General features: G+C 52.4%; 11 protein-coding genes. 9 read left to right on the top strand and 2 right to left on the bottom strand.

The features are described 5' to 3' along the window. Positions 1 to 44: 44 nt before the first annotated feature. From ACM6HV_RS16950 to ACM6HV_RS16910, 9 genes are all read left to right on the top strand, one after another. Positions 45 to 311, top strand: coding sequence for a helix-turn-helix transcriptional regulator (locus tag ACM6HV_RS16950; RefSeq protein ID WP_414904816.1), 267 nt, complete (start codon positions 45 to 47; stop codon positions 309 to 311). Next, a complete protein-coding gene (locus ACM6HV_RS16945; protein WP_264365736.1) occupies positions 308 to 613 on the top strand; it encodes a hypothetical protein in 306 nt (101 codons plus the stop codon). The genes ACM6HV_RS16950 and ACM6HV_RS16945 overlap by 4 nt, the downstream gene beginning before the upstream one ends. A 531-nt stretch (positions 614 to 1,144) precedes the next feature. Next, positions 1,145 to 1,429, top strand: a complete 285-nt coding sequence (locus ACM6HV_RS16940) for a hypothetical protein (RefSeq protein ID WP_414904815.1) — start codon at positions 1,145 to 1,147, stop codon at positions 1,427 to 1,429. Continuing rightward, positions 1,426 to 1,698, top strand: a complete 273-nt coding sequence (locus tag ACM6HV_RS16935; RefSeq protein ID WP_085655302.1) for a DUF3077 domain-containing protein — start codon at positions 1,426 to 1,428, stop codon at positions 1,696 to 1,698. Before ACM6HV_RS16940 ends, ACM6HV_RS16935 begins: the two co-directional genes overlap by 4 nt. Then, the gene (locus ACM6HV_RS16930) at positions 1,695 to 4,613 is read left to right on the top strand and encodes a DUF927 domain-containing protein (protein ID WP_414904814.1); all 2,919 of its coding nucleotides are present in this window, start codon (positions 1,695 to 1,697) and stop codon (positions 4,611 to 4,613) included. The genes ACM6HV_RS16935 and ACM6HV_RS16930 overlap by 4 nt, the downstream gene beginning before the upstream one ends. 228 nt (positions 4,614 to 4,841) lie before the next feature. Then, the gene (locus ACM6HV_RS16925) at positions 4,842 to 5,684 is read left to right on the top strand and encodes a chromosome segregation protein SMC (protein WP_414904994.1); all 843 of its coding nucleotides are present in this window, start codon (positions 4,842 to 4,844) and stop codon (positions 5,682 to 5,684) included. 313 nt (positions 5,685 to 5,997) lie between these two features. Then, on the top strand, positions 5,998 to 6,363 hold the full coding sequence (locus ACM6HV_RS16920) for a histone-like nucleoid-structuring protein, MvaT/MvaU family (protein WP_414904813.1): 366 nt from the start codon (positions 5,998 to 6,000) through the stop codon (positions 6,361 to 6,363). A 109-nt stretch (positions 6,364 to 6,472) separates the two neighbouring features. Continuing rightward, positions 6,473 to 6,718, top strand: a complete 246-nt coding sequence (locus tag ACM6HV_RS16915; RefSeq protein WP_414904812.1) for a hypothetical protein — start codon at positions 6,473 to 6,475, stop codon at positions 6,716 to 6,718. Between the two features lie 624 nt (positions 6,719 to 7,342). Further along, a complete protein-coding gene (locus tag ACM6HV_RS16910) occupies positions 7,343 to 9,166 on the top strand; it encodes an ATP-dependent nuclease (protein WP_414904811.1) in 1,824 nt (607 codons plus the stop codon). 202 nt (positions 9,167 to 9,368) lie between these two features. Here the strand turns inward: ACM6HV_RS16910 and ACM6HV_RS16905 are convergent, their stop codons facing one another. After that, positions 9,369 to 10,034: a hypothetical protein gene (locus tag ACM6HV_RS16905; RefSeq protein ID WP_414904810.1), complete on the bottom strand. Its 666-nt coding sequence runs from the start codon at positions 10,032 to 10,034 to the stop codon at positions 9,369 to 9,371. A gap of 8 nt (positions 10,035 to 10,042) precedes the next feature. Continuing rightward, positions 10,043 to 11,134 carry a ParA family protein gene (locus ACM6HV_RS16900; protein ID WP_414904809.1) on the bottom strand — a complete coding sequence of 364 codons (1,092 nt, stop codon included), beginning with the start codon at positions 11,132 to 11,134 and terminating at the stop codon, positions 10,043 to 10,045. Between the last annotated feature and the right edge of the window lie 759 nt (positions 11,135 to 11,893).

The following is an 11,893-nucleotide window of genomic DNA, read 5'->3' as shown; positions in this document are numbered from 1 at the left end:
TCGTCTTTTAGTCTGCGCCTGTCTCTCACCTTACAGGCACGACTATGTCTAACTCCCGCACGTCAACAATCAACCAAATTCCTTATCGCGACCCCGCGACAACCTTGATCAGAATATCCGAAGTCATGGCTATCGTTGGCTTGGCACGCCCCACTATTTACAAGCTAATGCAGTGCCCAAAGAGTGGCTTTCCACGACCGGTAAAACTGAGCACAAGCACCGCACGCGGAGCGCCAGTGGCGTGGGTTCTTTCCGAAATCCAAGCATGGGCACGCAGCCGCATTGAGGCGCGTGATCAGGTGGCCGCATGAATCGCAAAATCGCAGAGAAAGCTTTGATGCATCCGTTTTCAGTGCTGCGTCAAATCGGTTTTTCACCTCGCCTTATGCAGCGTCTCGAGCGCTATCGCAGCAAGCAGGACAAATTAGGTCGCGTGGTCAGCGTGCTCAGCTGGGCCGACGGCACTTGGTGCGCCCTATCCCTCCATTGCGAAAAGACCGGGGCTGTTGTCGTCGACGAAGGCCAGCAGGTCGACGCTTACGAAGACGCCCGCTCCATGCTCAGCGGCGGCTTCCTGCCTCTTCTTTCCCTGCGCTGGGAAGCCCTTGCCTGAAACGAAAACGCCTCCGGGGGCGATCCGGAGGCGTTGAGGTCAATCTACATGCCCGAACAATTTATGCCGCACCTGAAAAATCCGCAAGCTATCAGCGCAGTTGCACTTTCGAAACACGGACGTTACTCTCTGGCCGTCGCTGCAAATTCAGCGACCGGGTTTGGCGACCCGAGCTCATACAGGCGCACAGGCGCCCCCATACCGATTGCAGGCGCTTTTTTTGTGCCCGCATTCCTGCTTTATGGCGGCTGTGCGTGGGAGACCTTCGGGTCTGCCGGGGTCCTGTATGCCCGGTTCGCCAACCCGCGCACAGCTGCCACCCTTACATCGTTTGGCGACGATCAGTGGCAGCTCCTCACATACAGGAGCTTCACCAATGCACGCCCTCAATCCGTCCAAAATTCGCGCCGCTGCACACCGTGCAATGGCTCTCGCCGCTTTACACGCCAACTCCAGCCTCGCTACACGCCTCTCCCGCTACAACACTCACATGGCCAAAGCCCGCGCGCTCGAAACCGCAGGGGGTGCCCAATGAATAACGCCCTGAGTTTTTCCCTGCCCGAAGACCTGCTCTGTGTGAATCCAACCGCCGAAGCCGGCGTACCTATCGACGCCATCACCTGCGCAATCGACCGCGCTGACTCGGTACTCACGCTGCTGGAAGATCACTTCGAAAACGAATCCTCACGCCTTGCCAATCACGTCATCGCCGCCGTCCTCTGGGACGTACGCGGCACCCTCGGTTTGATCAAAACGCTGGCCATGCACGGTGACAACACTTCGGCCCCTGCGATGCAGAAAGGCGGTGCGCTATGAGCATTTCCACCACACCGGGCCACGCCACCTTTTCTCGCGTTAATGCCACCGACCTGAAGCTGTTTCGGGTGAATGCCGGGGTACCCGTCGAAGACGCACTGGAGATGGTGTCGCTGCTGCAGCATCACGCAAACCAGCTCAATTTCGACGCTGCAATGAGTGACCACGGCGAGCGTTTCAGTTGGCCCGCCCTGTACCTGGGCGAGATGGCGAAAGCGCTGATCGACGACATCAACGACGCGCTGTTTCTGCCGAGGGCTGACACATGAGCCAACGCCCGAACAGTACCGCGAAACGTCCAAGCTTCGCCGACGTGAAAGCCGCCGCGTTCAAGGACATTGATCGTGTCTTGTCGCACTGGCTGCCCAACGGAAAACGCGTGGATGGCGGCAAGGAATACACCGCTCCAAATCCAACACGCAGTGACAAGCGCGCCGGTTCACTCAAGGTCAATTTGAGCAAGGGCACCTGGGCGGATTTTGCCACCGGCGACAAAGGCGGCGACCTGATCGATCTGGTGCGCTATCTGGACGGCGGCACCGACGTTGAAGCCTGCCACAAACTAGCGGGCTGGCTGAACGTTACGCCCGGCGCTGCTCAGACGAAAGCGGCACCTAGCAAGCCCAAGGCACCGACGTGGAACGCCATCCAGCCAATCCCGACCGAGGCCATGAGCAAGTGCCCGGCCAAGCACCGTGATCATGGTGTGCCGTCCAAGGTCTGGATCTATCGCGATGCGCAGGGTCAGCCGCTCATGGCGCTGTATCGCTTCGACCTCGGCCCCGATGAAGACGGCAAGCCGAAGAAGGTCTTTGCGCCTCTGACATGGTGTCAGCGCTCCGATGGTCAAACCACACAATGGCGCTGGCAGGGTCTGCCGGATCCGCGTCCGCTCCTACGCCTTGATGAACTGGCCCAGAGTGCTGACGCACCAGTGGTTCTGTGCGAAGGCGAGAAAGCGGCCGATGCCGCCGCCGAGCTGTTGCCGACCTACGTGGCCACCTGCTGGCCGAACGGCTCCAAATCCTGGCACAAAGCCGACCTGACGCCGCTCAAGGGACGCGACGTGTTGTTGTGGCCGGACAACGACGACAGCGGTAAAGCCTGCATGGCCACCGTTACCGAAAAGCTGCGCGAAATCGGCGCGGCCTCGGTCCGGGTCATTGCGCTGGAGGTGTTCAAACGAAAGCCGACGCTGAAGAACGACCGCGCCGCGTTCGCCAAAGGTGGTCAATGGGATGACGGCGACGATGCCGCCGATGCGCTCGGCAAAGGCTGGACCGCTGCGCATTTTACCAAGCTGGAAAGCAGCGGCGAGCTGTTCGGCGTGATCGAAGAAAAACCGGTAGTTGCCCCGGTAGAACCCACGCCGGAACCAGAGCCGGAAGCGAAACCCAAAGCAGCAGTCAAGCGCCCGGCAAAATCGAAAAACGACCTGATGCCGGGAGGCTTTCGCCTGACGCCCGAAGGAGTGTTCTACGCAGGCGACGACGGTGAGGCACGCCCGGTGTGTTCACCGCTGGCAATCCTTGCGCGTACCCGTGACGAGAAGGGCCACAACTGGGGCTTGCTGGTCGAGTTCGACGACCCCGACGGGACCAAGAAACGCTGGAACATCCCGGCGCGCACCATGACCGGCGACTTCGGTAAGGACGTGCTCGGCCCGCTGGTGGACATGGGGCTGCGTCTGGCCGGCAGTCGTTCGGGGCGCAACGCTCGCAACGATCTGCAGAGTTACCTGGGCGGCTTTGACAGCGCGCAACGGGCGCGTCTGGTCACCCGTCTGGGTTGGCATGACAACGCCTTTCTGTTGCCCGAGCAGCAGGTCGGCATGCACGCGGAACACCTGCACTTTTATGAGGCCGGCGCGCAACTTCCGCCGATCAGCGAAGCGGGCACGTTGGAGCAATGGCAACAGCAGATCGGCGCGCTGTGCATCGGCAACCATCGCTTGGCGTTTGTCGTCGGCGTGGCCTTCGCCGGTCCCCTGCTGCACATGCTCGGCCACGAATCGGGCGGCTTCCACCTGTACGGCGACAGCTCCGGCGGTAAAACCACGCACCTGCAAGTTGCCGCGTCGATCTACGGCGGACCGCGTCTGGTGCGTTCGTGGCGCTCGACCGACAACGCACTGGAGTCGATCGCTGCCGCTCACTCCGACGGGCTTCTGGTGCTCGATGAAATCGGCATGTGTGATGCCCGGATCATCGGCGAGACGGTGTACATGCTCGGCAACGGCACCGGCAAAGCCCGCGCCAATGATCGTGGCCAAGCGGGCCGGCAGGTGCAGGAATGGCGCTTGCTGTTTCTCTCCACCGGCGAGAAGACCTTGGCCCAGCACATGGCCGAGGCCAACAAGGAACTGAAAGCCGGTATGGAGGTGAGGATGCTCGCCGTCCCGGCCGATGCCAGCAAAGGCCTTGGCATGTTCGACACGCTCAACGGTTTCGAAGATGCGGCAGGGCTGTCGGATGCGTTGAAGGCGCGGGTTGCGAACTACTACGGCACGCCGCTTACCGCGTTCCTGACCGCACTGTGCGAACCCGGCAAGCGCCACGGCTGGGCAGCGATCTTGCGCCGCACGCTGGAAGGCTTTATTGCCCAAGCACTCCCCACCTCTGCCAGTGGACAGGCACACCGTGCAGCGGCGCGCTTCGGCCTTGCAGCTGCCGCCGGCGAGCTGGCTACCGCGATGGGCATCACCGGCTGGCCGGACGGCACGGCCACCACCGCCGCTCGGGTGTGCTTGAACGCCTGGCTCCACGAGCGCGGCGGTGCCGGAAACTTCGAAGGTGATGCGATTTTGGCGCGGCTGCGCCAGGTCATCGAGCGTTTTGGTGAAAGCCGTTTCACCCGCTGGGAATCGGCGGCGGCGAAGATCGACGAACACGGCCCACGCACCATTGACCGTCTCGGCTTTCGCAAGACGTTGGAGCACGGCATGGGCGACACCATGCATACCACCAACACCTACTACGTGCTGCCCGAGGCGTGGCGCTCCGAGATTTTCCGGGGCATGAACATCAACGCAGTGAACAAGGAGCTGTTGCAGCGTGGCGTGCTGGAACCGAGCAGCGACGGGAAGGCGTCGAGTCTGGTGCGGTTACCCGGCCTGGGTCAGCAACGCTGCTACATCGTGAAGGCGATTCCGGGAACGGATGACAGCGAGGCTCGGGCTGCTTGAGGGCATCCCCGCTATTCGAGGTAGCGCCGGCTGATTCCCGGCCTCGCCAGCCGCTCATTCAACCCAAACTCAATTTTTGAAGGAACAAGACAGATGAACGAATTCCAAGCCTCCACCGAACAACACGAATTGCTGGCCAGCGATCCAGATAGCCATGGGACAGGGCTTTCAATGCCCGTAGCAACCACCGGCGAAGAGATCAGCATATGCGAGAAGAAGCAGGTATTGCTGGACGAAATCGCAGACCTGAAGATCCGTCGCGATAGCCTCTTGAGGGAGGCAGCAGAGCACTACGTTCATATAGAACCATTGGAAGCGCTCTTGGAAAACGAGGAAGAACTCGACGCAGATCGGTTGTACGAAACTCGCAAACAGTACAACACCCTCAAAATTCCATACGACTCCTGCAAGACACGCGCGGGTAACGCAGAGGCTCGGATTCAACGGCGTGAGAAACTGGTTAATCACGAAACCCTAATGGCGGGTTACACCGAGTCGATGGATAACTGGAAAGCCGACGAACAAGAGCTCAACGAGAAACGCGAAAGTCTCAGCACCCGCTTGGCGCAGATCCAGCAGCAGGCGGAAGAGGACATGGCCAAGGCCCGGCAAGCCGAAACCGATGCCGCGACCGCCTATGCACAAGCCGTGGCCTGGGGCGACACCGAAGGTGAGAAGACCGCCAATGCCGATGCCCAGAAAGCTGCAAAGAATCTGGCGACTGCGAGTGAGCACCATCGCCGGCAACTTTTGATCATTGCCGCGCTGGAGCAGGAGCTCGTTATCGTGGATCGACATATCGACGAGGCGCAGAGGGAATACAGTTCGATCAAAAAAACCGCGATATCGCTCGCCCGAACAGTGCTGGAAGAACAGTGGAACGAACAAGCACAAGCGCTTATGGATAAGGGCGCCAAGCTGTGGGCAGCCGAAGGAATGCTTGGTGGGGAACACCTCACGTTGATGAAGCTGGTGATTCCAACCAAAGGCGAAGACTTCTACAACTGGACCTGGCGTGAGTTGTCGGATCGATCCGGCAATTACAACGTTCAAGACATTCTCTCGCTGTAACGCGCTGAACCACCGAAACAGCCTGCGCGGGTAGGCTGTTTAACCCACACAGGCTACAAAATGATCATTCAATTTGACCTTAGAAACACCCCCAACTGGAAAGACGTACTGAAAGCACGAATAGTCTCCTTAAAGGAAATGCTGGAATTCGTGGACAAACCCCGCATAAAAACGAAAGTCGAGATTCTCACCGTAAAATTGATAAAAGCCGAGATCATCAGCATCCGAGAGTATCTTAAACTGTCAGAATAGCGCTGAACTTGTGAGCCGCACGAACATTCAAACTGTCATCAAACAAATGTAGGAATCAAACATGTCCAAACTTGCCGAATACCGCCAGCTCGAAAAGCACCTCGCCGAACAGCTTCAGGCTTTGGAAGCACTGAAGAGCGATGGCGGGTTGAAAAAGGAGATCGAGTTCGAAACCAAGCTGCGCGAGTTGCTCAACCAATACGGCTTCAGCCTCAAGCACATCATCAACCTGCTGGATCCGCAAAGCACGAAGCGCGCTTCAACACCAGCGGCGGCACCTGGCAAGCGTAAGCCTCGCGCTCTGAAGGCCTACAAGAATCCGCATACCGGTGAAGTGGTTGAAACCAAAGGCGGTAACCACAAGACGCTCAAAGAGTGGAAAACCAAGCACGGTTCCGACGAAGTGGAAAGCTGGGTTCGCAAATAACGCAGCTTGAATAAAAGGCCTCTCAGAGGCCTTTTTTTGTTGATCACGCTCTTCGCGTCTGCGAGCTCTCCCTCTAAAATCCCTACCGTCAGCAAAAGGAGTCAACATTGTGGACACATTGAGCAGACGTGAAATTGGCGACCTGTTGTCCCGGCGCCTTCCCCAATGCACCATCGCCTGCTCGATAAATGCCGACCGTAGCTTGTCCATCGAAGTGATCGGCCCCGACCAGCGACAATTCACGATTGCCAACATTGATCGCTCCAGGTACCACGGCGAAGCGGGAATTAACCGCCTGCTCCGCGAGATCCTCGAAGAGATGATCATCTCTCGCAGCTCAACCCATCTGGGCTAATGCTAGGTGCCTTGCCCTACGCCCTCGACTGCTTTGCTGTAGTTCGCTGCAGCCTTCTCGATCATCACTCTGCGCTCCTCACGGGTGATGAAGCCTTCCGCGAACTATTACTTGGCCCTCCCAACCGCTAGAAACGAGCTGCTCCTGGCTGCCCTCCACGATTTTTTCTTAACGACCTCGTCTGCCCACTAGCCGCCGCTCACGGACGTCTGCTTTCGGCCAGAAGCGGACATCGGCAAGCGACCACTGTCGGCCAATAGCGGACGTCACACACTGAGCTCTGCTGTCCATATCACTCGTCAGTACCATAACCCTTCGCGACTAAATTTTCCTAATGTACTTATGTGGAATTGCGGAGAATTCCGCTCATGTTTGTGAAATAACTTCCAACAAAAACAGGGGAAGTTGACAATTTACGACCAACTGATAGGGATAGGACAGCTTCAGCTCGATGTGAAGGTATATTGCTCATAAAGGAGAGGGGATGAAGGACGAAGCCAGCAAACGCTAATACATTGGAGTGGTGGTTGCTTGTGACTTGCGAGGGCACCGCTGGCGACATAATCTCTAAAGCACATGGTAACCTTAGAAAAAATAGATCAGACAACCACTGGGGAGCATTTAATGCAGGTCCAAAAAATATGGTCCAATAATCTCGTTGGCTACTCAAGTATATCACCGGACGAAAAGTGGATAAAGTTACGAAAATTGAACCTTCTTATAGGGCCGAATAATAGTGGCAAGAGCCGTTTATTAAGAGCGTTATTTTCAACCAAGCCAGACAAGCTAATAGTTAGTATCGATAACGCCGTCAAGCATGCTTGTAGGGGTCTAGAAAAACTTGTCAATGTCATTAATGATTGCGACCAAATACTCGATTTTGACTGCAATGAGTTTAATGGCATCTATGAAGGAGATTGCAAAGAAGTTAATGCGGTGGCAGGTAATCTTCAACAGCTAATAAGGACGATGAACTATGCAAAAAACCAGAATTTTAGGGCTCAAGGCAGCACTGTAAATGAGTTCAATCTTATGCGTCGCCACCTACCGGGAGAAAATCTTGAGGAAGCGCTAAATCGTCTCGAACGCTTAAGTTCAGAAGTATTAAACATTAAAAAACATTACATACCGATATTAAGGGGTATGAGGCCTCTGGGTGATGGGAAAGATCTCTTTCTCGAAAGGACACTGCGAGATTACTTCCCGACTCCTGACGAACTTAATGTGGTTACTGGGTTTGATCTTTATAATTTGCTAGCACGGTTCTTACTTGGACAACCAGACGAGCGGGAAAGAGTTCGTAGCTACGAAAAAATACTAGGAAATGAATTTTTTGGCGGTGCCGAAGTTACGCTTATTCCTCAATATGGCCAAGACACTGTTGCAGTAAAAATTGGTAATGATGCACAATTTTCAATATATGATCTCGGGGATGGTCTTCAGCAGGTAATTATAATCACATCTGCTGCTTTTCTTGAACAGGAAAATTCAATATTTTTTATCGAAGAACCAGAGGCATGCCTCCACCCAGGATTGCTTAGAAAACTGGCGCTTTTTTTACTGAATCATACTAATCATCAATATGTTGCGACTACTCACTCCAATCATCTACTTGATTTGGCTGAAAGCCATAGCGAAGTCATAATTCATAGAGTTAGCAAAAAGAACAATCAAGACGGCAATGGTTTTTTTATACAAGAATGCACGAAGGACCGGGAAATTCTGGCCGACTTGGGAGTACGAGCATCTTCTGTATATCTTGCTAATTCTACAATTTGGGTCGAAGGTATAACAGACCGACTCTACTTAAAGGTCATAATGAGGAAGTACCTCAACTCTCTTGAGGAGAGCCCTAAAAAAACCTTGTTCGAAGGCTACCTTGAAAACTATCATTATGCATTCGTTGAATATCAAGGTGGTACGCTGGGTCATTGGGGATTTGACGACGACGACGACACTACTGAACGTTTAAATGCATCACGATTGTGCGCAGATGCATTTCTGCTCGCCGATGGCGACATAGTTGGTAAGTCTGAACGAGCCCAAACATTATCGGCAGAATTGCAAGACCGCTTTTATCTACTCCCTGGTAAGGAAATCGAGAACTTATTACCACCAGTCGTAGTGCTGGAAAGTGCGAAAAAAATATTTAGCAGAAAGCTAGCCAAAACAAAAGAAGGTTTGGACTCTGACAAGCTAGAAGCTATTCTTGGTGTAGATTTAGCCAGTTCCACTCACGGCATTGGCTATCATCTAGATAAAACACTTGGACTTAAAGGAAAAGGTAAAGAGCGCAGAGTTTTTGCTGATGAAAGTGGAACGATCAATGACAAGGTGAAATTTTGCCAGCAAGCTGTACAGGTAATGAATGACATTGAATGGGATCTTTCCAATAATTTAGTCGAGCTTTGCAAAAAAATATACAACCACATTGAGTTGAGGAACTAGCCAATGCCGATAACCATTCTATAGCGACATTCACTCATGTACGGTCGCCTTAGGGCGTAATCAACCATTATAGGTGATCGCGCCCTATCGACTTGCCGCCAAATGTCGACGAGTGATAGTGTCTAAAATTATCGTGATCGACACTTTTAAGTACATGTGGATTCATCGACGGTTAGTAATTTTCCGCTTTTAAAATTAGGATCTATTGGACTCGCCCTCCTTCAAATTTTGGAGGAGTGTGGTTAGTTCTCAGAATTGCGTCAGAATAGTTAGCGAGCCAAATACCCTTCTCCCTTATGGAGGGCACATCACTAGTTTTCAATGAATTAACAACGTCACGGACTGAATTTTTAAGCAAGCGTGGCTGTCTATTCTTGGTTATACCAATGTAATCTATAAAATATAAACCATCATCTTCTTTTACTACCTCAACGGAAGTCGGGGTGCTGGGATATATAAGATCAATTACATCGGGGGCTATAACCACTCTAGGGTAACGTGCTGATTTACTCTCTACATGATACGCATCGATAAGCCCTGCACTAAATGTAAATGTTCCATTTGTGAAGTGTTGATTGACCGCTACACCTCCTCTGCATAGCAGCTGCTCATCTAGCAAATATCTCTGGTATTCAGCAATGCTTGTAATGAACGGTATAAACCGTGATGCATCATATGGGCAAGAAATAACTATAGAGTCTGAGAACTGTATGATGCTCAGAGTTGGGTCTGGCTTGAATATTTCCGCGCACTTTTGATGGCAACGCAAAAGTTTTTCAAGATACTCCCCCGAGCCTGAACGCACCTCCTTATCTACCAAAGATTTAAATCCAAGAATATCAAGAAAAGCTACGAAGTGGATCTTCATAGTTGTACTCATGGGGCTTTAGCGTCAAACTTGTTGATAATGTCTGAGATTGATCCAAAGAGAGCCTTATAGGTGACCATCCGTTTCTGAGCACCGCTCCAGTTGTTTCCTTTCCAAGGCTTAAGGCTTTTTGTTATAAGTGCAGTATCGGCTTGATCTATATTAAAGACAGCCTTTCCAACCTCTTGCATAAGCGGAGCAAGTTGGTTGAAGTCAGGTATTTCAACTGAGATTGAATAATCCGCAGACTTCACTTCTTGCGTAGGCAAATACAAGTCCTCGCTGGCAGAATCCTCAAAATAAATAGGTTTCAGTTTTTCATCAATTTCTATTGGAAGCCGCTGCATCCAAAGCTTGAAGCCTGGTTTGGCTTCACCTGCATACTTTTTAAAAGCCTGTACGACAGCTCCAAGAAATGCGGGCTTTCCTGTTCGAATCGGCATGTTTAGTGATTCATATTGCGGAACTACTTGTTGATGTTCCTTCATCCAACGTTGCAAGACGTGCGAAAGGGTGCCGATCGCTTGCACGTTAAAGCGATCTGGCGCAACGGGTATAAAGAAACCATCACATACAAGAAAAAAAGCCCTAGTTAAAGCACCTGAGCTTGGACCAACGTCAATGAAAATGTAGTCAAGCTTTTCTTTCTCTGCTAGTCGGATTAGGAAATCGCCAATGGCGACGTATGTCCGCATGAGGTTTGTTCTCATGCTCATCCTTTGAACATGTGCTTCTGCTAAATCATCCTCAATTGAACTTAAATCTACCGCACCTCTAATTAAATATAAGTTCTCATGAACCTTCACTGTCTTAACTTTTTCAATATCAATAAATGCAGCATCACCCTTTATCCTTTGATTTAAAGCATCAAGGATACTGGTGCCGGGTAATTCGCTTACTTTATGATTTGCGGATTTAGCTGCCGCTGCATCAAGACTTTGTATCGTTCGAGCCAATGCAATTTCGGTTAGGTTGCACTGTGGGTCAGCATCAACCATAAGAACTTTCTTGCCAGAGTTGGCCAAGTATGTCGCAATATTGAAAGTGGTCGTGGTTTTAGATACACCACCTTTATGGTTGTACAACGTAATAATCTTCAAGGGTTATTCCTTTTCCCATTTAGGGTATTCATTGCATTTGTGATCGCTAGCCAATGGCCACTTACTAGCCTTTTAACACAAAATTCCGTATCAGGGTAAGCCAGTAAGAACTCAAAAAAGCTCCCATAGCCGCGATGGAATGGTAGTGGGAGCGGTTTGTCCTAAACTCCGTAAACGACTGTTGAGTATAGTCTTTTGGTGCCAACGGCCTCTGAGAGCTGTCAGCTGCCTTTCGCGATTAGTGAGCGCTTGCAATTGTCCGCTTTTGGCCGAAAGCGGCCCGTTACGACTGCTGACTGATCGCTGGCAGAACGGCCAAACTGATGATTACAGCCCGTTAATCGCATCTATTGGGCGGACTGGGAGTGGGGAAGTACCTGGTCTCCTGCGCATGGACATGACCTCCTCCGTCCCTCTTTCAAGCATCGGAGCGTTACACCAGATGGCAGAGTTACACGCCTAAATGTTTGTGTACGAAGCCGATGTAACATCAGAAATATTCAATAAATACAGCTACTTACAAAGCATCGCTACACCAGTTACACGAGTTACACCGCATTTTTGAGCGGTACATACCCCCACACCCCGTAAGCATCAATCCCACCAGCGAACATCAGGTGTATCTCCCGCAGTGTGCCGGGGCCCCTGAGGTTTTCTTCGAGACACGGGGTCGGAAACCCGCCGGACCTTGTTAGCGGGAGAACTCCCAGCTTAGTGAACAGGTGAACCCGGTGAACTGCCTGTTCACCTGTGCATCTG

Origin of the sequence: Pseudomonas sp. IT-P260, from assembly GCF_949768395.1 — a bacterium.
In the GTDB taxonomy this organism is placed as follows: domain Bacteria; phylum Pseudomonadota; class Gammaproteobacteria; order Pseudomonadales; family Pseudomonadaceae; genus Aquipseudomonas; species Aquipseudomonas parakoreensis.
The sequence above is the reverse complement of the archived record's forward strand: the minus strand, read 5'-3'. Positions and strand labels throughout refer to the sequence as shown.